Genomic DNA, 21,946 nt, shown 5'->3' on the forward strand with positions numbered 1-21,946 from the left:
TCTAAAATTGGCATACCTACTTTTAGAAGGAGAGCACCATGAAATCAGCATCGGCAATGCGGGCCCAGCATGCACCAGCCACCGTGCCGCCGGCGCGGCAGGCGTTCCTGCTGCTGCGTACCGTGTTCACCGTCGCACCGATCCTCTTCGGCCTGGACAAATTCACCAACATCCTCACGCACTGGACCATGTACCTGGCACCCCAGGCCACGGCCATCGTGCCGCTGCCGGCCCAGACCTTCATGTACATCGTGGGGGTCGTGGAAATCATCGCCGGCGTGGCCGTGGCGGTGCGTCCCAAATACGGCTCGTTGATCGTGGCCGCGTGGCTGGCCGGAATCATCATCAACCTGCTCCTGCTGGGCAGCTTCTACGACGTCGCGCTGCGTGACTTCGGGCTGCTGGTTGGCGCCTTGGCCCTCAACCGGCTGTCAGTGGGGACCAGCCGCACCACTGCGTGACGCCGCAGGCGTTTGCCGGGCGCCGGACATTGCAGCCACACGGACCCGCCGGCGGCTGAGCCCTCCAGCCGCCGGCGGTTTTGCGCCTGCGAACGGCAGGGACCTACGCGGCCGGCGGCACCAGCGGCAGGTACCGGGCCACGTCCTGGCGGGCCGCGCCAAGTGTTGCCGCATCCGGACAGGACACCGACACGTAGGCCGATGACCCGGCAGTGCCAAAAACCCTTGCCAGTACCGCAATGGCACGCCCGCCGGGGGCTGCCTGCTCCAGGGCCAGCACCTCCACATTCCGGCCGGGAGCCTCCGGGGTACCACCCCACTGCAGGGTTGCCGTCTTCAAGTACGCGGGCTGGATGGTTTCATCCAGGTACTGGAACAAGGCAACAGTGGACTCCCGGTCGTCACCGCGGACCAGCGCTGCCTGGCCGGTGGTGGCCCGTGCGGAAACGATGCAGCCATCGGCCTTGGCATATTGGCTGGCACCGGCCACGTTTTCCTTCGCCAGCTTCCAGCCCGGCGCACCTTTGAGGTCATCGGAGATTCCCACGGGCACGCCGGGAGCCAGGTCGCCGCCGGCAGCGAAGGGCATATCACGCGCTGCCACCGCCGCGGCATCATGGCCGGGGGTGATGGTGGGAGTGGCCAGCGCCGGAGTGCCGGAGGGGGCTGCGGTGACGGAGGGATCCCGGACGTCAACGCTGCATCCGCTCAAAAGCACGGCCCCCAGGCAGCCGATCACCAGGGCCGCTCCCCCGTGCCATGCCCTGCCGGCCCGCTCCGCCGTCGTCGGCATCTCCATCTCCACTCCGTCACATCCCCTTCAACCGGTGTTCGCACCGCGCACGCACGAGTCTAGACTCCGGCTTTCCGGGAACCCACCAGCCCGGGATGTTCGTTGTCACCGCAGACGCACCATCCATGCTGGCTAGACTGGGCGGGCGCTCCGCTTTCCCGCCGGGACTGAGGAAGCCGCGCACCAAGAGAAGGAAGATTGCTTGACCGAGAGCAGCAGCTCCCATTACCAGGTCCTTCGGGTGGCCGTCACCGCCACCGAGAAAGAAATCAAGGTGGCCTACCGCCGCGCGGCCAGGATGGCCCATCCGGACCACGGGGGCGACGCCGCAACGTTCCGCCGCGTAACCGCTGCCTATGAGACGCTGATCGATCCGCAGCGCAGGAAGGCGTACGACCGCTCCTACGGCGCGGGCACCGTCCGGGACGCTTCGTCCGACGACGGCGCCCACTTTGATGCCCCCGCCGCTGGAAGCCGGGCGTCCGCCACAGTCCGCCGGCCGGGCAGCGTCAGGAATACAGCGGGGGACCCGCCCGTCTACGTTCCCCCCTACGAGGGAAACGACGCTCCGCTCATCCCGCTGGCACAGGCGCGGCAGCAGGTTCACGGAATGCCTCGGAAACGGGGAATTTTCGGCGCCGAGGCCCGCATCCAGCGGGAAATGCGCACCGTGCAGCTGCTGACCCGGCAGGTGCTGCCGGCCATCCCCGCCGCCCGGCTGATCAACGGCCTGCAGTCGCCGGCGGACAACAGCCACATCGACCACGCTGTCCTTTCCGGCTACCGGTTGGCCCTGGTCAACTCGATGCTCCTGCCCAAGGGCGCCTATGCCTGGGACGGACGGACCCTCAACCACGGGGGCCGCGCGGTGGCACCCCCGCAGCTCGCCCGGGTGGTGTGGGCCATGCAGGACATCTTTCCCGAGCTCAACGTCACGGGATGGACCGTGGTGCACAGCCCCGACGGCAACCTCCACGAGCCGGTGATCGATCACCACCGCCGCCCCGCAGGAGACCTGGAAACCGTCCAGATCGTCAACGCAGCGGGCATGGTGCGGGGCCTGAAGGAATTCCTGGCGTCCGGCCCGGCTCCCAACACGGTGAACATCCCGGTCCTGGCCAGGCTCCTGCGCGGCATGCACTGACCGCGGGTAGCTAGGATGGGGAGGTGTTCCGCATCCTTTTCCATGAACCTGAAATCCCCGGCAATACCGGCAACGCCATCCGCCTTGCCGCGATCACCGGCGCCGAACTGCACCTTGTGGAACCCCTGGGCTTCGACTTCTCCGACGCGAAACTGCGCCGCGCTGGGCTCGACTACCATGACCTCGCCGTCGTCACCGTGCACAAGACCATCGAAGACGCCTGGGAGCACCTGCAGCCCGAACGCGTCTACGCGTTCACTTCGGACGGCACCACCAGCTATACGGACATCGCCTACCGTCCGGGAGATGTGCTGCTCTTCGGCCGTGAATCAGTGGGCCTGCCGCCGGAGATGAAATCCGATCCCCACGTGACCGCCACGGTGCGCCTGCCCATGTTGCCGGCCCTCCGTTCCCTGAACCTGGCCAACGCCGCCTCCATCGCGGTGTACGAGGCCTGGCGCCAGCAGGGCTTCGCCGGCGCCAGGATCTAGCCCCGCCGGACACCGGTTCACGCCGGCACGGAAAAACTTGCCGGCCGCCCCATCCACCCTCCACGCGGCACCGAATGACTCTTGAAGACATTCGAGCGGACCAAGGAGCGGCAGGTGACCTTACTGGAGGCACGTTCCAGGCCAGACAACCGCAGTCGGCACGGCACTGCTGAGGATCCGTCGCCCGGAGACTTATGCTTGGACGTAATGGAAACTCCCAACGCGCCGAACTCCGAAGGCTCCGCCGCGGTGACCGACCCACCTGCAGACCTCAGCCAACGCCTCTCGGCCCTTTTGGCGGGGATTGCCCGCGAGGACCAGGCGGCTTTCGCCGAGTTCTACCAGCTCACGTCCCGCAGGGTCTTCGGCATGGCGCGCCGCGTCCTGATCGACCCCGAGCTCAGTGAGGACACCACCCAGGAAGTCTTCCTGCAGGTCTGGCAAAACGCTGCGAAGTTCGATCCGCAGGCAGGCAGCCCGTTGTCCTGGCTGATGACCATCTCGCACCGCCGCGCGGTGGACAAGGTCCGCTCGTCGCAGTCCTCCACGGACAGGGAAGCCAAGTACGGTGCCAGTACGCAGGAGATCGATCACGACAGCGTGTCCGATGAGGTGGGCAGCAGGCTGGAGGCCGAGGCGGTGGTCCGCTGCCTGGGGACGCTGACCGAAACCCAGCAGGAGTCCGTGCGCCTGGCTTACTACGGCGGCCTCACCTACCGGGAAGTCGCAGAACGGCTGAACGCAGCAGTGCCCACTATCAAGTCCCGCATCCGCGATGGACTGATCCGATTGAAGACCTGTTTGGGGGTGAGTTGAGATGAGTGGAATGGATGAAAGCCGCGACGGCATGTCACGTGCCTTCGGGGACACCGTGGCCATGGACATTGCTGCCGGCCGCGCCGTCGACCTTGCTGAGCTCTACGCCCTGGATGCGGTCACGGAGCAGGAACGCGAAGCCATCGACCGTTACATCTCGACTGCCCCGGAAACGGAACGCCGGGCCTTCCTTGAGCGTGTCCGCCAGTCCCGGGAGGCCTTGGTCCGCACGTTCCGTGCAGAGGAGGAACCGCCGTCGGACCTGTTCCAGCGGATTGTCGCCCAGCTTCCCGCCCAGTTCCCCGGGCAGGACGGCCTGACTGGCGGAGGCGCACAGGCACCGGCCGGCAGTACGGCACTGCCTCCCCGGCAGGGGCCACAGGACGAACTGGCGGAGGCCCGGAAGCGCCGGGAGCAACGCCGGGGCGGATCCGGCACGCGCCGGTGGCTGGTGGGCGTGGCAGCGGCAGCAGCCATCGCCCTGGGTGGAGTAGGCGTGGGCGCGTACATGGCTGACCAGAACGATCCCGTCAACCAGGTGGCCAGGGCCAACGACCTGCGTGAGGCCTCCGTGAACGTCGTGGGCGGCGGCAAGGCAACCCTCCTGATCTCCGCGTCCGAGGACGCAGCCGTGGTGAAGATGAGCGGTGTGCCCGCTCCCCCGGCCGGCAAGGTCTACCAGATGTGGCTGATACCCAAGGACGGCTCCGCTCCGGTGTCGCAGGGCCTGATGGACGAGCAGGCGCTGTCCAAGCCTGCCGTGGTCCAGGGCATCCACTCGGCGGCATCGCTGGGCATCACTGTCGAGCCTGCAGGCGGATCCAAGGCACCGACGCTGCCGACGGTGGCGGCGGCCCCGCTGGGCGCGTAGCACCCGCAGTAACCGGAAACGCCTCAACCCAAAACGCCCCGTTCCTGCCACCGGAAGGAACGGGGCGTTTGGTTTAACTCAGAATCCCGCGATGGTGCCGGGCCCATTGATTGCCACCACATGGAACGCCTCCGCGCTGCGCCCCTCAGGGAAGCCGGCCCTGCCGGCGTTCAGGTGCATGCCCTGGCGGACGGTGGCCTCCATGGCCTCCACGTCCGGGTGCTGGCTCACATGGACGTGGATGGCGGCGAGCTTGGCTTCCACCTGGCCGGTGACGTCGACGAAGTGGTTTTCCCGTTCCCCGGGGCCGGCGTAGAGCCACAGCCACGGCAGCTTGTACGCTTCCAGGCCTGCTTCCGCCAGTTCCGGGTAGGCAAACGGGTTTTCGAGGGCCGGGTACACCGCCCGGGTCACCGCCTCCCCCACGGCCAGGTGGTCAGGATGGCTCTTTTGGATCCTTTCCCAGTTCCGTTCCGGGTGCATGGCAAGGACGACGTCGGGACGGATCTCGCGGATCAGCCGCACCACCCCTTTCATCACCTCGTGCGAGGCCTCGAGGTACCCGTCACGCTGGTGGAGGTAGTGGATGTCGGTGACGCCCACCAGTTCCGCCGCCCGGCGCTGCTCGGCGTCGCGCATCGCGATGATGTCGGCGCGGTGGGCGGGGTCGAAGCCGCCCGCGTCGCCGTCGGTCATGATGCAGTAACTCACCTGCACGCCCGCTGCCGTCCACGCGGCGATGGTACCGGCAGCGCCGAAGTCGATGTCGTCAGGATGTGCCGCAAAACAGAGCACCCGCCCAACCCGGTGGATATCCGGGTTGAACGGGCTCTGTGCCTGCTCGTGGGAGGCAGTCAAAGAATCAGCCTTTTCGTTTCTTGATCTCGGCGGTGGCCTGCGGCAGCACGTCGAACACGTCGCCGATGATCCCGAAGTCGGCGATCTCGAACACCGGCGACTCCGCGTCCTTGTTGACCGCAACAATGACCTTGGACGTCTGCATGCCGGCTTTCTGCTGGATGGCGCCGGAAATGCCTGCCGAAATGTAAAGCTGCGGGGAGACGGTCTTACCGGTCTGCCCAACCTGCGCGTCATGGCTGATCCATCCGGCATCCGTGGCGGCACGCGATGCACCTACGGCGGCGCCGAGGGCATCGGCCAGTTCCTCGACGGGGCCGAAGTTTCCGTCCATGCCGCGTCCACCGGCCACCACGATGCGGGCATCGGTGAGGTCGGGACGGCCGCTGGCCACCTTCTGCTCCCGCGCGGTGATCCTGGCCGCGGCCGCTACTGCCGGTACCTCCACGGTGGCGGTCTCCGGGCTGGTGGCGGCGGGAGCCGGTTCCGGAGTGACGTTGTTGGCTTTGAGGGTCAGCACGGACACAGGAGTGGTGGCCTTGCAGGCGGTGTTGTAGGAGCCGGCAAGGACGGACTTGTGCGCGGTGCCGTCCGGATCCACGGCGACGACGTCGGTGATGACGCCGGCATTCAGGCGGATACCCAGCCGTGCCGCTATTTCCTTGCCTTCCGGCGAGTTGTCCAGGAGCACGATGCCGGCGCCGCTGCTTTCAGCCGCGGCGGCCAGGTAGGCCGCTTTGGGCGCCACCAGGAAGTCGTCCAGGTCATCCGTTGCCGGACGCAGGATGGTTCCCACGCCGTACTCGGCAAAGGTGGCGGCGGCGGCGTCGGACAGGTCTCCGTTGAGCGCCACGGTGCTCTCGCCGAGGGAACGCGCCAGGGTCAGCAGCTCGAGGCTGCTCTTCTTGAGCGAGGCGCCGGGGTTATCGATGAATACAAGTACTTTTGCCATGTCGGTGTCCCTCTTAGAGCAGCTTCTGGGCGGCCAGGAAGTCAACCAGCTTGATGCCGGCGTCGCCTTCGTCGGTGATGATGGTGCCTGCAGTCCTGGGCGGCCGCTCTTCCGCACTGGTCACGGTGGTCCAGGAACCGGCGAAGCCCACCTGGGCGGGGTCCACCCCGATATCGGCCAGCGACAGCGTGCTGATGCTCTTGCGCTTGGCGGCGATGATGCCCTTGAAATTGGGGTACCGCGGCTCGTTGATCTGGTCCGTCACGGACACAACGGCGGGCAGCGGCGCCTCCACCGTTTCGGAGGAGGTATCGGCATCGCGGCGGGCCGTCAGCCGGCCGCCGTCGACCTCCAGCGTGGAAGCGAACGTCACCTGCGGCAGCCCAAGCCGCTCGGCCAGCTGCGCCGGAACAAGGGAGGTCTCGCCGTCGGTGGATGCCATGCCGGTGATGACCAGGTCCACGTCACCCAGGTGGCGGACCGCGGCTGCAAGCGCAAGCGAGGTTGCCGCGGCGTCGGAACCGGCCAAGGCGTCGTCCGTGAGGTGGACCCCCTCGGTGGCGCCCATCTGCAGCGATTTCTTGACCGCGTTGACGGCTCCTGCGGGCCCCATGCTCAGGGCGATGACCTGGTTGCCCGCCTTGCTTCCGCCGCGTGCCTCCACCAGTTGCAGTGCTGCCTCGAGCGCGTATTCGTCAAGCTCGGACAGGATGCTTTCGTCGCGGTCCGCGGTATTGCCCTCCCCGTTGAGGTGACGGTCGAACTGGGCGTCCGGTACATGTTTGACCAGGACTACGATCTTCAATGTCTCTTCCACTGTTTCTACAGCAGCCTTCCATGCTTGTGGACAGCCAGCCGGGTGGGACATGGCCGCGAAATGCCCGGCAGGCGGGTAAACCCTAGCTAACCATATCGGCGCGTCCCGGCGCCCTCTTCCGTTAACCCCTGTGTCAGGCATTTTCCGGGACATGGCGACGGCGGCGCCCCCTCAGGTGGGGACGCCGCCGTCGTCATGTGCCTGGCGTTGATGCTGCCCTGCGTCAGCTGGCTGCAGCACCCAGCGTGACGTCGAACGTCTGCTCGCTGCCGCCGCGCTGGACGGTGATCTTCACCTTGGAGCCCGCAGGCTGTTCACGCACGGCCGCGGTCAGCTGGTTCGGTTCGCCGATGGTGAGGTCGTTGAACTTGGTGATGACGTCGCCAACCTTGATGCCGGCCTTGCCTGCCGCTGAATTGGGGTCAACGGTGGCCACGTCGGCTCCCACCGAGAATTCGGAGGATCCGCCCGCAGAGGCCTTGGCCTTGACGCTGACGCCGAGCTGCCCGTGGGATGCCTTGCCGCTGTCGATGATTTCCTGTGCCACCCGCTTGGCGTTGTTGATGGGGATGCTGAACCCAACGCCGATGTTGCCGCTTTGGGACGTTGAGGTGCCGGACCCGGCGGATGCGATGGCCACGTTCACGCCGATGATCTCGCCCTTGCTGTTCACCAGGGCGCCGCCGGAGTTACCGGGGTTGATGGCGGCATCGGTCTGGATCACGTTGATGGCGATGGAGCCCTCGCTGGAGCTTTGCTGGCTCTGGCCGCCGCCGGGAGGGGCGAACTGGAATCCCTGGTCACCGCCCTGGCTGTTGTCACCGCCCTTGGGCGCTGCGGACGATGCCACGCTGATGGTGCGGTTGAGGGTGGACACGATGCCGTCCGTGACCGTTCCGGTCAGGCCGAGCGGGGAACCGATGGCAATGGCGGTGTCGCCAACGTTGAGCTTGGAGGAATCACCGAGTGTGGCAGGGGTGAGTCCTGACGTGTCGTCAACCTTGATGACGGCGAGGTCGGACAGCGGGTCGGTGCCCACCAGCTTTGCCGGCAGGACCTTTCCGTCGCTGGTGCGGATTTCCAGGGTGGCATTGGCGGTCTGGCCATCGAGGGTCACCACGTGCGTGTTGGTCAGGATATGCCCCTGGTCGTCCAGGACGATGCCGGAACCGGTGCCCCCGGAGCTGCCGCTGGTGGCGCTGATGGTGACGACGCTCGGCGAGGCCTTCACGGCGGCAGCGGTGATGGCGTTGACATCGTCCTTGTTGTTGACGATGACAGTGCCGGGCTGGTTGCTGCTGCCGACGGTCGAGGTGCTGGACCCGGTGTTGCCAAACAATTCACCGGCACCAACCGTTGCCACTCCGCCGCCCACGAGCCCTGCTGCGAGGATGCTTGCCACGAGGGTGCCAACGCCGAAGCTTGCCTTCCGGCGCGGGGCATCCTTGGGGTTTGGCGCGAGACCGACACCTCCGTTGGGCGCTCCCTGGCCTCCGCCAGGCATAGCGTGGCCGTGCTGGTCCTGCTGCTGGCCATAATGTCCGGACTGGCCGTAGAAAGGCTGCCGCTGGGGGTAGACGGGGCGGGGTGCGCCCGGCAATTCCTGGGTTTCATGGGGCCCTGCGGGGCTGTGCTGCCGGTCCCCTGCGTTGTAGCCACGCTCCTGTCCCCCGGTGGCTCCGCCATTCCCATACTGAGCAGGTGCCGGGCGGTCTCCGGGCTGCTGCGGGCCCTGCTGCTGCCACGGGCTCCGGCTGTCCCCCTGGTTGTCCTCCGGGACCGGCCCTGGGGTTTGATTCTCAGTCATGGGACTTCCTTTCATGCTCGTCTGCCATTAACTATGACCCGTCCCGCTGGAACAAGCTCGGATGTTTGCTGAAAGCTTCCTGAATGCCGGGCCGATGGCTGTTGCGCCGCCGGAGCGTTTCGCTGGCGGCATATTCGGCCGCATGGACTGGCTGTGGGGTGCACCATAGAATCAAGATGAATTGCCACAGCGACCTGCGGCTTCACACCAAGCGTGGGGGCGCTGCTGGATTCGACGACTGATTCGTCCCGAATCGGTGTCAGGCGTGCTGAAGGGTTGCACATGCGGTCAAAGTTCAAACGTATCCTCGCCGTGATCGGCCTTGCCGGGCTGCTGGCGGTACCCGCCGGCGCCGCCTGGGCCGAAGACCCGGTAACCATTCCCTCCGGGACCAACATTGTTGATAACGCCAACGTGCTGGGCAGCCGGAAGGGTGAGGTCCAGGATGCGATCCAGAAGCTGCTGAAGGACCACAAGTACAACCTCTACGTGGTCACGGTAAAGTCCTTCGACAACCCATCCGACCCCACGGCCTGGAGCCAGGCTGTGGCCAAGACCAAGGGTATGGGCAAGGCGGACGTCATCCTTGCCATCGCCACCGACCAGGGCAAGTACTACTTCTCCCCCAATTCGGCCAGCGCCATCTACTCCAAGCGCTCCAACATCACCCAGAATGCGGTGGTGGCCAACCTCGCAGGTGGCAAGAAGGACTACGCGCAGGCAGCCATTGACACCGCCTCCGCCGTGGGCGACGCCGCCGGCGGCGGCAGCGGCAACGTCTCTTCCGGTAATGGCGCCGGAGCCGGCCTCCTGGTGGGTGCAGGCGTGGTGGTCGCCGGAGGCGGCGCCTACCTGTACTTCCGCAACCGCCGGAAGAAGGCCGCCGGCCAGGTGGCCTCCAGCGGAAGCTACGGCCCCCAAGGCGCCGAACTCGATCCGCTGGCATCCCTCAGCGTGGAGGAACTTCGCCGGAAGAGCGGTTCCCTGCTGATCGAAGCGGATGACGCCATCAAGTCCAGCGAGCAGGAGCTCGGTTTCGCCCAGGCGCAGTACGGTGATTCCGCGGTCGGAAACTTCACCAAAGCCTTGGCGGAAGCGAAGGCCCACATGACGGAGTCCTTCAAGCTGCAGCAGCAGCTCGATGACCACATCCCGGATACCGAAGAGCAGCAGCGGACCTGGCTGGGTGAGATCATCCGCCGCTCGGAGGCCGCGCTCGAGTCCCTCCAGGAGCAGAAGGCGGACTTTGACTCCCTGCGCGAGCTGGAGAAGAACGCCCCGCAGGCCCTGGCAGCCGTCAACGCCGGAGCCCGCGAGGCCGACGGCAAGATCTCCAGCGCCGAACAGTCCCTGCAGGAAATGCGGTCCAAATACGCGGACAGCGCGCTGGCACAGGTTTCGGACAACATCGTGCAGGCCAAGGAACGGCTCGCCTTTGTACAGAATGCGTCCGAAACCGCCCAGCAGAAGCTCGGTTCGGGCGAAGGCAGCCTGGCTGCCGTGGCCGTCCGTGCGGCCGAGGAAAGCCTGCACCAGACCAACGTCCTCCTGGATGCCATTTCCAAGGTCGCCACCAACCTCGACGAGGCCCGCAACGGCCTGGAAGCCGCCGTCGTGGACACGTCCCAGGACCTTGCCCAGGCGAAGGCAATGATCCAGTCCGGCACCCACGCGGAGCTGGCCGGCCCCGTAGCCGCGGTAGAGGCTGCACTGGCACAGGTAAAGACCGAAATCCAGGGCGGCAGGATCGACCCCATCGCCACCCTGCAGCGGGTGGAAACCGCACACCAGTCCCTGGACCAGGCCCTGACCGGCATCCGCGACCAGCAGGAGCAGGCCCGCCGCGCGCAGGCATCCCTGCAGCAGACCATCATGTCAGCCCAGGCCCAGATCAGCGCCACCTCCGACTACATCACCGCCCGCCGCGGCGGCGTGGGCACCGAGGCACGCACCCGGCTTGCCGAGTCCCAGCGGAACCTCGACTACGCCCTGTCCATCGCCCGCACCGATCCCGTCACCGCCCTCACCTATGCGCAGCAGGCCCACGCCCTGGCCGCGCAGGCCGCCCAGCTGGCCCAGGCCGACGTGGACCACTTTGACGGCTACGCGAACCAGGGCTTCGGCCGCGGCGGCATGTTCGGCGGCGGAGGCGGCGGCGGCCTCGGCGGTGCCATCCTGGGCGGCATCCTGATCAACTCCATCCTCAACGGGGGCCACGGAGGCTGGGGCGGCGGTGGCGGCTGGGGTGACGGCGGCGGCGGGGGCGGCTGGGGTGGTGACTCCGGCGGCTTCGGCGGCGGCGGGGACTTTGGCGGCGGCGACTCCGGCAGTTTCTAGAGACTTCCGCCGGATACGCCGGAAGATCCCGGCGGGCGGACAGACGCAGTACACCACTGTGCACCGGTTCCAGTGGTCAACACAGAGCAGGACGAAAGGCAAACACCATGGTTAAGCAGTCCATTTTCGGCCGGATCGCGCAGCTGGCGAAGGCGAACATCAACTCCTTGCTGGACAACGCCGAAGATCCGCAGAAGATGCTGGACCAGATGGTCCGCGACTACACCAACAACATCGCCGAAGCCGAGTCCGCCGTGGCGCAGACCATCGGCAACCTCCGGATGCTGGAAGACGACTACAACGAGGACATCAACAACGCCCGCGACTGGGGCAACAAGGCACTTGCCGCCTCCCGCAAGGCTGACGAGTTCCGCGCGGCCGGCGACGTAGCCGACGCCGAGAAGTTCGACAACCTGGCAAAGGTGGCCCTGCAGCGTCAGATGGCGGCCGAAAGCGAAGCCAAGGGCGCAGAGCCGAGCATCGCCTCCCAGCGCGAGGTAGTGGACAAGCTGAAGACTGGCCTGGACCAGATGAAGAACAAGCTCAACCAGCTGACCAGCAAGCGCAACGAGCTTGTTGCCCGGTCCAAGACGGCAGCGGCACAGTCACAGGTCCACGACGCCATCAAGAGCATCGACATCATGGACCCCACCAGCGAGGTGGGCCGCTTCGAGGAAAAGATCCGGCGCGAAGAGGCCAAGGTCCGCGGGCAGCAGGAGCTTGCAGCCTCCAGCCTGGACGCCCAGTTCAACCAGCTGGAGGACCTGGGCGAGCAGACGGAGATCGAAGCCCGGCTGGCGGCCCTCAAGGCTGGAAACTCCAAGCCTGCCCTGGGCGCCGCAAGCCCCGCATCGTCCGAATCGACCGTCGACGAGGCCGACTTCGACAAGCTCTAAAGTTCGGGGCACCGCCTCCAGCTGAAGACGCAATGGCCGGGACCGTGGTCCCGGCCATTGCTGCGTCCGCGGTGTGTAGCGTGGTGCCATGACTTCTTCTGATGGCACGTCCCTGGTTTGGCTGCGCGATGACCTGAGGTTGGACGACAACCCTGCCCTCGCAGAGGCCGCCGGCCGGGATGCGCCGCTGACAGTGGTTTACATCCTGGACGAGGAGTCCGACGGCGTGCGTCCCCTCGGTGGGGCAGCGCGCTGGTGGCTGCACCACTCCCTGGCAGCACTGTCCGCCGACCTCGAAAGCAAGGGATCCCGCCTGGTACTCCGGCGTGGTCCCGCTGGCGATATCATCAGTGACCTTGCCATCCGGACGAAGGCAAGCCACCTTTTCTGGAACCGCCGTTACGGGCAACCCGAACGGACAATCGACGCCGGGCTTAAGGACTGGGCGGCCGGGAACGGGATCGAGGCCGCCAGCTACCAGGCGGGCCTCCTCTTCGAGCCCTGGACAGTGAAGACCGGGGCGGGCGGACCCTACAAGGTGTATTCGCCCTTCTGGCGTGCGTGCCTGGCATCCCAGGACATCCGTGACCCCTACGAGGCGCCGGATGCGCTGCCCGGTCCCGCGCCTGCCGGGAAGGGCCTGCCCGGCAGTGACACGCTCAGCAGCTGGCAGCTCCTGCCCTCCAAACCCGACTGGAGCGGCGGGCTGGCCGCCACGTGGGTGCCCGGCGAAAAAGGGGCCCAGGAGCGGCTTGAGGACTTCCTTGACGGTCCCATCGAGGAATACGGCACTGGCCGGAACCTGCCCGGAACCGAGGGCACCAGCCGGCTCTCACCACATTTGCGCTTCGGTGAGGTGAGCCCGTTCCGCGTGTGGCGCGAGATTCGCCGCCGGCATCCCCGCAAGGTTCCTTCCGACGTCGGCACCTACCGGGCCGAACTGGGCTGGCGGGAATTCAACTGGCACCTGCTGTACCACAACCCCGACCTGGCGACCCGGAACTTCCGCCCCGCCTTCGACAACTTCCAGTGGGCCTCCCCCAGCCGGCAGGAGCTCGCCGCGTGGCAGCAGGGAAACACCGGCTACCCGCTGGTGGACGCCGGAATGCGGCAGCTGTGGCAGACAGGCTGGATGCACAACCGGGTGCGCATGGCCGCCGCGTCATTCCTGGTCAAGAACCTCCTGACCGACTGGAGGGTCGGGGAGGAATGGTTCTGGGACACCCTGGTGGATGCCGATGCCGCGAACAACCCCGCCAACTGGCAGTGGGTGGCCGGCTCGGGGGCGGATGCCTCGCCCTACTACCGGATCTTCAACCCGGTGACCCAAAGTAAGAAGTTCGACGCCGACGGCCGCTACCTGAGGGCGTTCATCCCCGAACTCCGGGAGCTCAAAGGCAAGGAGATCCACGAACCGTGGGCGGCGGACACCGATGGATACCCCCATCCGCTCGTGGACCTGCCCGAGTCGCGGGAACGGGCCCTGGACGCCTACCAGAAGCTCAAGGACGCCTGACGCCGCCCCTGCGGCGCCGCCCCGTCAGCGGCTGACCTTGCCCATCAGGGACGCGATGGGCCTCAGGAAGACCGGCCGGGCCAGGAACCAGGCCGCCACCATGACCGCCACGGAGGCGAGGAATACCCAGAAGCCAAACCAGCCGTCGTCGTCGCGGACCCCGTACATGTGGTTCAGGTTCCGCAGTGCGCCCGTGGTGAGCACCAGGAAGACGTGGACCACGATGAAGGCAACAAAGTAGATCATTACCGGGAAGTGGACGGCACGGGCCCATTCAATGGGGAACGCCTTGTTGAGGCCGGCTGCCTTCTTGGGCCAGGCTCCGGACATCCGCAGGCCCGTGATGAACGACAGCGGCGCTGCGATGAAGACGGTCACGAAGTATGCCAGCAACTGCAGGGCGTTGTAGTTGATCCAGCCGTCCTCGGTGGGCCAGTCCAGCGACGCGTACTGCAGCGCGGCTGACAGCGCGTTGGGGAAGACGTCCCAGCTGGTGGGGACGATGCGCATCCACTGCCCGGTGGCGAACAACAGGACCGCGAAGATGAGCCCGTTGAGGATCCAGAGGGCATCCAGGGTCAGGTGGAACCACAGCTCGAGGCTGATCTTGGTGGGCGCGTTCCTGGTGCGGATCAGGCCCTTGTTGTTCCTGGTCCAGTACCCGCTGGGCCGGGTGGTGGTCCGGACCTGCCACCCCGTGCGGATGATCAGGAGCAGGAAGAACGCATTGAGGAAGTGCTGCCAGGCCAGCCAGGCGGGGAATCCTACGGGCGCCTTGTCCGGAAGTTCGGACCGGCCCGGGTAGTCGGCGACAAAGGACGCCACGGCCGGCAGCCCAATGAGCAGCCTGGCCACCAGCACAACCAGGACCAGTGCCACGAGGACGGCGGGAACCATCCAGTAAAGCCGGGACCGCTTACCCGTCGCGGAGCCGGGCTTCTTCGTGGGTGTGGCCATCGAACAACATACCTCTCAGGAATGACGGGGGGCTGCCCGCAGATCGCGGGACCCTTCGAAAGAGAATACTAGGAACTGGGCGCATCCAAGGAAAAGAAAGGCCCCGACCGGCGTAACTGCCGGTCGGGGCCTTCATAAGTTGCGGGGACAGGATTTGAACCTGTGACCTCTGGGTTATGAGCCCAGCGAGCTACCGAACTGCTCCACCCCGCGTCGCTTGATCAACACTACCCTACTTTCGCGGCCGCCCTGACCACTTCTCCGCGAACCCGCCGTCACCGGTGGATCCGCCAGTCACACCACAGCACCCGGGAAAGGCAAAAGACCCGGACAAAGCAAAAGACCCGGACAAAGCAAAAGACCCGGACATTGTTTCCAATGTCCGGGTCTTTCCTCAGTTGCGGGGACAGGATTTGAACCTGTGACCTCTGGGTTATGAGCCCAGCGAGCTACCGAACTGCTCCACCCCGCGTCGCAAGAACTACTTTACCGGGAGGTGAACCGCAGGCCAAATCGTGGCGGCGTGACGTCCGTTACGCCGGCCCGGCACCCGGCCCTGCGGGGACCGGGTGCCGGGTGCCGCCGTCGTCCTACTGCCCTGCGGACGGGGACGGGGACGGTGACGGCGAGGACGACGGCGACCCGGAGGCAGCGGGGGCGGGGCTGGCCTCCGGAGCCGTGACCGGAATCTTGGCCTCGGCGTCCATCGCCTTCTTCAGCGCGGCCGCAACCTTCTTCTGTGCGTCGCCATAGGCAGCGAAGTCGCCGGCTGCGAGCGCCGTCTGGCCTGCCTGGATGGCGGAGTTCGCCTCGTCCAGGGCGGCCTTGAGCTGGGCCTTGGCGTCCGCCTCTGCGGGAGTGGCAGGCGCTGAAGGTCCGGCCGGCGTCTGGCCATTGTTGGCCGAATCCCCCGCGGCTGCGCCGGAATCCCCACCGAAGAGCTGCTTGAGGGCTGCATCAAGGGTGGGCGCGAAGCCCACCTTGTCGCCGAAGGCCACCAGCACGCGCTGCAGCGTGGGGTATGACGTCTCACCAGTCGACTTGAGGTAGACCGGCTGGACGTACAGGATGCCGCCGCCTACCGGCAGGGTGAGCAGGTTGCCGTTCAGCACGTCGGACGCGCCCTGCCGCAGCAGGTTAAGTGCCTGCGACACGGTGGGGTCCGAGTTGAACTTGTTTTGAGCCTGCCCCGGACCGGGCACCTGGGTTTCCGGCGGGATCTGCAGCAGCCGCAGCTTTCCATACCCGTCAGCCTTCACGCCGGCCTGGTTGCCTGCATCCGAATCAGCGGCGAGGAAGCCGTACAGGACGTTGCGCGCATTACCGTTTACGATCTGCGGGATGAAGGACGACGTCAGCTGGAACGCCGGCTTCTGCTGGTCCGGCATCTGCAGCGACATGTAGAACGGCGGCTGCTTTACGTCGGTGTCCACGGTGGGGTCCGCCGGCGTGCTCCAGGCGTCGTTGTTCTTGTAGAAGCTGGTGGGATCGGTGACGTGGTACTGCCCCAGCAGCTCGCGCTGGACCTTGAACAGGTCCTCCGGGTAGCGCACGTGGCTCATCAGTGCACCGGACATCTCCGAATACGGCTTCAGCGTTGAAGGGAAGACCTTCTGCCAGGCCTTGAGGACGGGGTCGGTGTCGTCCCAGGCATACAGGGTGACCGAGCCGTCATACGCATCCACCGTCGCCTTGACGGAGTTGCGGATGTAATTCACTGTGCTGTTCGGCAGGGCCACGGCGCGGCCGGAACTGGTCTGCGAATCAGCGGTGGCATCGGACAGCTGCTTCTGCTGCGAGTAGGGGAAGTATTGGCTGGTGGTGTAGCCGTCCACGATCCACTTGACGCGGCCGTCCACCACAGCCGGATAGGCGCCGCCGTCAACAGTCAGGTACGGGGCCACCTTCTGGACACGCTCGCGGGGGTTGCGGTCGTAGAGGATCTGGGACTCGGGGTTCACGCCATCGGAGAGCAGCAGGTCCGAGGACTGGAACTTGATGGCGTAGAGGATCTTGTTGAAGAACGAGCCAACGTTCGGCCCGCCGTTGCCCTTGAAGGTGTACTGGGTTTCCCCTTCCCCTTCCTTGCCGGAGGGGCGGTCCTGCTCGCGCGGCGTGGCGCCGTCCGGCGCACCCACGATCGAGTATTCAGGCGAGGATTCACCGAAGTAGATCCGCGGTTCGTAGGTGGTGTCATTACCCAGGACGCCGGTGGACGGAATGCCGGACTGCAGGAACTCAGGCTTGCCGTCGACGGTGAACTTGTTGCCCTTGGCCGCCACAACCCCGTAGCCGTGCGTGTATACGACGTGCTGGTTCAGCCAGCCCTGCTGGTTGGTGGCCACGTTCGTGGGGTTCAGCTCCCGCACCGCGATCACGGTGTCCTGGATCTTGCCGTTCACCTCATAACGGTCCACGTTGAGGGCCTTGGGGAACTGGTAGTACGGGCGGTACTGTTCCAGCTGCGCAAAGGCGTCGGAGATCAGGTTCGGGTCCAGGAGGCGGATGTTCGCCGTGGTCTGCGCGTCGGGTGCAAGCGCCCCGGTGTTGGCAGTGTTGGTGGCGTCGTAGCGGGTTTCCTGGATGCCGTCCAGGCCGTAGGCCTTGCGCGTGTTTTCGATGTTGCGCTGGATGTACTTGCTTTCCAGGGTCTGCTCCGACGGGCGGACCTGGAACTGCTGGATGACCCACGGGTAGACGCCGCCGGCCAGGATGGAGGTGATGATCAGCATGGCTGTGCCGATCACGGGCAGGCGCCAGCGGCCGATGACGGCAGCAACGATGAAGAGGATGGCCACCAGGACGGCAGCAACGGCGAGGATGGCCTTGGTGGGGATGACGGCGTTGACATCGGTGTAGAGCGCACCGGCCCAGCGGCCGCCGTTGCTCTGCACGGACGAATAGCGGTCCAGCCAGAAGTTGACGCCCAGGAGCACCAGGAACGCGGCGCCGGTGACGGCGATGTGGATCTGCGCTGCCCGGCTGGTGAACACGCCGCGCTCCATGAGCCGGATGCTGCCGTACAGGTAGTGGGTGAGGATGCCGGCGATGCCTGCGATCACCACCACGCTGATCAGGAACCCGGTGACGAACCCGAGGAACGGCAGGGTCATCAGGTAGAAGCTGATGTCCATGTTGAACTGCGGATCGGGTTGGCCGAAGCCCACCTGGTTGAAGAACAGCAGGACTTTCTGCCACTGGCTCGCGGCTGCGCTGCCCGCGAAGAGGCCGAAGAGGACCGGCAGGCCGATCATGACAATCCGGCGCACCGGCTCAAGCTGGGCCTGGTACCGGTTGAGGTTGTCCCGGACCTCAGAGTCCGGGGCGTAGACGGGCCGGGCGTTGTAGGCAATGCGGATGGAGAAGAAAACCGCCGCGAACATGATGGCGAAGCCGGCCGCGAAAGTGGCGATCTTGGCAAGGTTTTCGGTGATGAAGACCTCGAGGAAGCCCAGCTGCCGGTACCAAAGGACGTCGGTCCAGACGTTGGCGAAGAAAATGAAGCCCACTACCACCAGGGCAACGACGATGAGGGTGGGCGTCAGGGCTCCCCGTCGCGATGGGGGCCTTCCTGTGGACGTGGTGCTGGCGGGACGGGACAAACTGGGTACCTCATAGCTGGTCGTCGAGACATTCGAAGCGTGCGAGCGACGTACGGTACCGGTCAAACGGCTGGTTTCGTCCGTCATCAGTGCCACGAGTGGCGGTAAAGCTTAGTTCCTGTCGAAACTGTTTGGGCCCAGTCTATGCATGGCGCAGGCGGCCTATTTGCCCGTGCACGCCGGAAGTGCGGATGTGTCCTGCCCGCTCCCGGCCAGTTCCACCGCGTGCCGTGCTTCCGCGAGGTTCTCAACGCGGACTACCTGGAGGCCGTCCGGGATGTGTCCGGCAACCTCGTCGCAGTTGGCGGCGGGCGCCAGGAAGAGGGACGCGCCGGACGAGCGCGCACCCCGCATCTTCTGGCCGATGCCGCCGATGGGTCCCACCGCACCGTCCGGCGAAATGGTGCCGGTTCCCGCGATGTGCTTGCCGCCGGTGAGGTCGCCCGGCGTCACCGTGTCGATGATGCCCAGCGAAAACATGAGTCCGGCGCTGGGGCCACCCACCTTGTCCAGGGAGATCTGCACCTGGAAGGGGAAAGTGAACAGGTACTTCAGCATGACGCCGAGAATGAAGCGGCCCTGCCCGTTGTCCTTGGGTGTCACCTCGAGGGCAACAGGCTGGCCGGCCCGTTCCACCGTCACCGCGGCCGGGGCCCCCTTGCCCGCAGCCAGTTCATCCTGGATGACGGAAAGTGAGCTGATTTCCTTGCCGTTGATGGACTTGAGGATGTCCCCCTGCTGGATCTTGCCCGCAGATGCCGAGTCCTTGGACAGCCCCGCGGCCTGGAGCTGCTGGCCGAAAGGAATCTTGAGTTCGTTCAGGGCGGACGCCACCGCGTTCTCTTGGGACGTGGCCATGGCCACCGCGCTCTGTTCCTGGGCCTCCTCCTTGGTGGTTCCCGTGGGATAGATCAGTTCCACCGGGTAGACGGCCTTGGAGTTGTCCAGCCACGCGGAGAAGGCGTTCAGGATGCTGACGGAGCCGGTGGGGCCGCCGTCGACGTACACCGTGGTCAGGTCCAGGCTCCCGGCAGCGGGATAGGTCTCGTGCCCGCTGACGTTGATCACCGGATGCCCCTGGCTCTCCCCCAGCGTGTTGTAGGTGGGCCCGGGCGACTCGATCACGTAAGGCACCGGAAGGGTGCCCACGGCAATCCCCAGCCCCAACGCCGCCAGCCCGGCAACCATCATGGTGGAAAGCCGCCTGCCCGGGCGTCCGCCGTCGGCCGCCCTGGCGCTGCTGCCCGCGCCTGCCGCGCCGCTTCCGCCCGGGCCTTCCGGCGGACTGCCGGCCCCAAAGGGTCCGGGGCTGGAGAAGGGGGAAACATCGGGAACGTGGTCCTCGGAGGGGTGTCCGCCACGGGTTGTAGTCACCCCACCAACAGTACGCGGTGGCGGCGCGCCGGGGCGCTTTGCCTAGAGCGAACGACGGCGGCGGGCGGCAGACAGCCGACCCCCACCGGGGTACCGTGAAGGTTGATCAACAGTCACACCATCGATCGGCGGGACCATGACCTCCAACCCACTCAATCCGTCCAACGGCGACGACACCCCCAAGGATCCGTTGACCGAAATGCTGCAGAACCTGATGGGCGGCAAGGGGATGGAAAACTTCGACCCCTCCGAACTCGCCAAGGCTGCCGGCCTCCCGGACGACCCCAACCTGCTGGCCCAGATGTTCTCCCAGGTGCAGGCCATGATGAGTGCACCGTCCGAGGGCCCGGTCAACTGGACGCTGGCCCATGACAACGCCCGGCGCGTTGCCGCCGGCAGCTCCGACCCGTCGGTTTCGGCCCAGCAGTCGCGCGAGGTGGACGAGGCCCTCCGCCTCGCCGAGCTGTGGCTGGACCCGGTCACTGACCTGCCCGCCACCGGCCTCATCGGCAAAGCCTGGTCGCGCGCCGAATGGGTGGAGGCCACCCTGGGCACCTGGAAGCGGCTGACCGAACCCGTGGCCAACAGCATCGCCAATGCGCTGTCCTCCGCCATGACGGAGCAGATGCCGGAGGAGATGAAGTCCATGATGGGCGGCGCCTCCTCCATGCTGCAGAACATGGGCGGCGCGATCTTCGGCATGCAGCTGGGCCAGGCCATCGGCGCCCTGTCCAAGGACGTGGTGAGCTCAACCGATATCGGCGTCCCGCTGGCCGACCTTGAAATGGCACTGCTGCCGGCAAACGTTGCCGCCTTCGGCGAGGGCCTGTCCCTGCCGGAGAACGATATCCGGCTGTTCCTTGCCGTGCGGGAAGCCGCCCACGCCCGGCTCTTCGTGCAGGTGCCCTGGTTGCGCGGACACCTCCTGGGTGCGATCGAGGCCTATGCCCGCGGCATCCACATCGACACCTCGCGCATCGAGGAACTGGCCCGCGACCTGGACCCGAGCAACCCGGAGGGCATCCAGGAGGCGTTGTCCCAGGGGGTGTTCATGCCGCAGCGGACCCCCGCCCAGGAACAGGCCCTGGAGAAGCTCGAGACGGCGCTCGCCCTGGTGGAGGGCTGGGTTGACGAACTGACTGCGGCGGCCACCGAGAAGGTGCTGCCGTCGGCCGGGGCGCTCCGGGAAACCGTGCGGCGGCGCCGGGCAACGGGCGGTCCCGCTGAGCATGCCTTCGCCTCCTTGGTGGGGCTGGAGCTGCGGCCGCGCAGGCTTCGAGATGCCGCAACCCTCTGGGCCACGCTGAAGGACGAACGCGGGATCGAGGGCCGGGACGCCATCTGGCACCACCCCGACCTGCTGCCCACGGCCGAAGACCTGGACGATCCGAAGGGTTTCAGCTCACGCCGCAAGCTCGCCGAGGCCAGCGACAGCGAAGTTGATGACGCCCTGCAGAAACTGCTGAGTGGCGGGTTTGACGATGCCTCCGCTGAAGACGGCGGAGCCGCGGACACCAAAGATGCCGGGGACAAGGACGACGATGACGGAACCGGCCAGCCCAAAGGCTGACATATAGAGACCCAAAGAAAGACCCCGGTGGGCCAGGATTTCCTGGCCAACCGGGGTTTTTAGCATCCGATCGGTGTTCCGGACATGGGCTGGCCGGCGACGCCGCTGCCGGCCGCGCCGTCCTTCTCCAGCCCCTCCAGCCCCCGGGACGTCGCGAACGAAACGCCCTCCAGGAATGCTTTGGCCCGCTGGGTTTCCGGATACGCCTCCAGCAGCTTCCAGAACGCGGCGTTGTGTGAGGCCACCAGGAGGTGGGCCAGTTCGTGCAACAGGACGTAGTCGATGACCCATTGGGGCATCGGCCGCAGTTTGTCCGACAGCCGGATGGTTCCGTCGGCCGGCGTGGCGGAGCCCCACCGGGAGTTCTGGTTGCTGACCCATCGGACGGACGTGGGCGCCGGCCTGCCGCCGAGGTACTGTGCCGACAGCTGTGCGGCGTGGGCTGCAAGGGCATCATCGGTGGCGGGGCGCCGCCGCCCGGCTGCAGCCCGCCGCTCCCCCTGCTTGTGCAGCTTCGCCAGCATGCGCTGCACCCACTCCCGTTCCTGGGCAGCAGTGAAACGCGCCGGAATGGCGACCACCGCCGTTCCGTCCTCCCAGAATGCGGCTACCGTCCGCGTCCGCCTGGCAGAACGCCGCACCTCAACCGGAGAACCGTGGGATGTGGTCAGTGATGCTGCCTGC

The 21,946-nt window shown here is 66.4% G+C and carries 18 protein-coding genes and 2 tRNA genes; 9 read left to right on the forward strand and 11 right to left on the reverse strand.

Annotation, left to right across the window (positions count from 1 at the left end; genetic code table 11):
- The first annotated feature begins 38 nt into the window (after positions 1 to 38).
- A complete protein-coding gene (locus LDO22_RS06740; RefSeq protein WP_159631541.1) occupies positions 39 to 461 on the forward strand; it encodes a hypothetical protein in 423 nt (140 codons plus the stop codon).
- A 103-nt stretch (positions 462 to 564) separates the two neighbouring features.
- Here LDO22_RS06740 and LDO22_RS06745 read toward each other — a convergent pair whose 3' ends face one another.
- Positions 565 to 1,260 (reverse strand): hypothetical protein, encoded by a 696-nt coding sequence (locus LDO22_RS06745; protein WP_224026537.1) that lies wholly within the window; start codon positions 1,258 to 1,260, stop codon positions 565 to 567.
- Between the two features lie 196 nt (positions 1,261 to 1,456).
- Here LDO22_RS06745 and LDO22_RS06750 point away from each other — a divergent pair, with 196 nt between their 5' ends.
- The 4 genes from LDO22_RS06750 to LDO22_RS06765 all read left to right on the forward strand — a co-directional run bounded on the left by LDO22_RS06750 (position 1,457) and on the right by LDO22_RS06765 (position 4,576).
- The gene (locus LDO22_RS06750) at positions 1,457 to 2,398 is read left to right on the forward strand and encodes a J domain-containing protein (RefSeq protein ID WP_224026538.1); all 942 of its coding nucleotides are present in this window, start codon (positions 1,457 to 1,459) and stop codon (positions 2,396 to 2,398) included.
- A 23-nt stretch (positions 2,399 to 2,421) separates the two neighbouring features.
- Complete coding sequence (locus LDO22_RS06755) at positions 2,422 to 2,889, forward strand: tRNA (cytidine(34)-2'-O)-methyltransferase (RefSeq protein ID WP_159631539.1); 468 nt, start codon at positions 2,422 to 2,424, stop codon at positions 2,887 to 2,889.
- 207 nt (positions 2,890 to 3,096) lie between these two features.
- Positions 3,097 to 3,705 carry a sigma-70 family RNA polymerase sigma factor gene (locus tag LDO22_RS06760; RefSeq protein ID WP_224026539.1) on the forward strand — a complete coding sequence of 203 codons (609 nt, stop codon included), beginning with the start codon at positions 3,097 to 3,099 and terminating at the stop codon, positions 3,703 to 3,705.
- A gap of 10 nt (positions 3,706 to 3,715) precedes the next feature.
- Positions 3,716 to 4,576, forward strand: coding sequence for an anti-sigma factor (locus LDO22_RS06765; protein WP_224026540.1), 861 nt, complete (start codon positions 3,716 to 3,718; stop codon positions 4,574 to 4,576).
- 78 nt (positions 4,577 to 4,654) lie between these two features.
- Here the strand turns inward: LDO22_RS06765 and LDO22_RS06770 are convergent, their stop codons facing one another.
- The 4 genes from LDO22_RS06770 to LDO22_RS06785 all read right to left on the reverse strand — a co-directional run bounded on the left by LDO22_RS06770 (position 4,655) and on the right by LDO22_RS06785 (position 9,010).
- The gene (locus LDO22_RS06770; RefSeq protein ID WP_159631536.1) at positions 4,655 to 5,434 is read right to left on the reverse strand and encodes a PIG-L deacetylase family protein; all 780 of its coding nucleotides are present in this window, start codon (positions 5,432 to 5,434) and stop codon (positions 4,655 to 4,657) included.
- A gap of 4 nt (positions 5,435 to 5,438) precedes the next feature.
- Positions 5,439 to 6,386: an electron transfer flavoprotein subunit alpha/FixB family protein gene (locus LDO22_RS06775; RefSeq protein WP_224026541.1), complete on the reverse strand. Its 948-nt coding sequence runs from the start codon at positions 6,384 to 6,386 to the stop codon at positions 5,439 to 5,441.
- A 13-nt stretch (positions 6,387 to 6,399) separates the two neighbouring features.
- Positions 6,400 to 7,191, reverse strand: coding sequence for an electron transfer flavoprotein subunit beta/FixA family protein (locus LDO22_RS06780; protein WP_159631534.1), 792 nt, complete (start codon positions 7,189 to 7,191; stop codon positions 6,400 to 6,402).
- A 235-nt stretch (positions 7,192 to 7,426) separates the two neighbouring features.
- The gene (locus tag LDO22_RS06785) at positions 7,427 to 9,010 is read right to left on the reverse strand and encodes a trypsin-like peptidase domain-containing protein (RefSeq protein ID WP_224026542.1); all 1,584 of its coding nucleotides are present in this window, start codon (positions 9,008 to 9,010) and stop codon (positions 7,427 to 7,429) included.
- A gap of 282 nt (positions 9,011 to 9,292) precedes the next feature.
- On the opposite strand from LDO22_RS06785, the gene LDO22_RS06790 reads away from it, so the two are divergent.
- The 3 genes from LDO22_RS06790 (at position 9,293) to LDO22_RS06800 (ending at position 13,759) form a co-directional block, all read left to right on the forward strand.
- On the forward strand, positions 9,293 to 11,347 hold the full coding sequence (locus tag LDO22_RS06790) for a TPM domain-containing protein (RefSeq protein ID WP_224026543.1): 2,055 nt from the start codon (positions 9,293 to 9,295) through the stop codon (positions 11,345 to 11,347).
- Positions 11,348 to 11,454: 107 nt separating this feature from the next.
- Entirely contained in the window at positions 11,455 to 12,243 is a 789-nt protein-coding gene (locus LDO22_RS06795) for a PspA/IM30 family protein (protein WP_159631531.1), read from the forward strand.
- An 88-nt stretch (positions 12,244 to 12,331) separates the two neighbouring features.
- On the forward strand, positions 12,332 to 13,759 hold the full coding sequence (locus tag LDO22_RS06800) for a deoxyribodipyrimidine photo-lyase (protein WP_224026544.1): 1,428 nt from the start codon (positions 12,332 to 12,334) through the stop codon (positions 13,757 to 13,759).
- Positions 13,760 to 13,783: 24 nt separating this feature from the next.
- On the opposite strand, the gene LDO22_RS06805 is transcribed toward LDO22_RS06800, so the two are convergent.
- The 5 genes from LDO22_RS06805 to LDO22_RS06825 all read right to left on the reverse strand — a co-directional run bounded on the left by LDO22_RS06805 (position 13,784) and on the right by LDO22_RS06825 (position 19,509).
- Positions 13,784 to 14,716 carry a cytochrome b/b6 domain-containing protein gene (locus LDO22_RS06805; RefSeq protein WP_224026545.1) on the reverse strand — a complete coding sequence of 311 codons (933 nt, stop codon included), beginning with the start codon at positions 14,714 to 14,716 and terminating at the stop codon, positions 13,784 to 13,786.
- 139 nt (positions 14,717 to 14,855) lie between these two features.
- A tRNA-Met gene (locus LDO22_RS06810) sits at positions 14,856 to 14,929 on the reverse strand.
- A 185-nt stretch (positions 14,930 to 15,114) separates the two neighbouring features.
- Positions 15,115 to 15,188 (reverse strand) — tRNA-Met (locus tag LDO22_RS06815).
- A 118-nt stretch (positions 15,189 to 15,306) separates the two neighbouring features.
- On the reverse strand, positions 15,307 to 18,318 hold the full coding sequence (locus LDO22_RS06820) for a UPF0182 family protein (RefSeq protein ID WP_201302403.1): 3,012 nt from the start codon (positions 18,316 to 18,318) through the stop codon (positions 15,307 to 15,309).
- A gap of 162 nt (positions 18,319 to 18,480) precedes the next feature.
- A complete protein-coding gene (locus tag LDO22_RS06825; protein WP_224027181.1) occupies positions 18,481 to 19,509 on the reverse strand; it encodes a S16 family serine protease in 1,029 nt (342 codons plus the stop codon).
- A 319-nt stretch (positions 19,510 to 19,828) separates the two neighbouring features.
- On the opposite strand from LDO22_RS06825, the gene LDO22_RS06830 reads away from it, so the two are divergent.
- A complete protein-coding gene (locus tag LDO22_RS06830; RefSeq protein ID WP_224026546.1) occupies positions 19,829 to 21,262 on the forward strand; it encodes a zinc-dependent metalloprotease in 1,434 nt (477 codons plus the stop codon).
- A 59-nt stretch (positions 21,263 to 21,321) separates the two neighbouring features.
- Here LDO22_RS06830 and LDO22_RS06835 read toward each other — a convergent pair whose 3' ends face one another.
- Positions 21,322 to 21,933, reverse strand: coding sequence for a M48 family metallopeptidase (locus tag LDO22_RS06835; RefSeq protein WP_224027182.1), 612 nt, complete (start codon positions 21,931 to 21,933; stop codon positions 21,322 to 21,324).
- Positions 21,934 to 21,946: the final 13 nt, after the last annotated feature.

The sequence above is a fragment of the Arthrobacter sp. NicSoilC5 genome, from assembly GCF_019977395.1.
Taxonomy (GTDB): domain Bacteria; phylum Actinomycetota; class Actinomycetes; order Actinomycetales; family Micrococcaceae; genus Arthrobacter.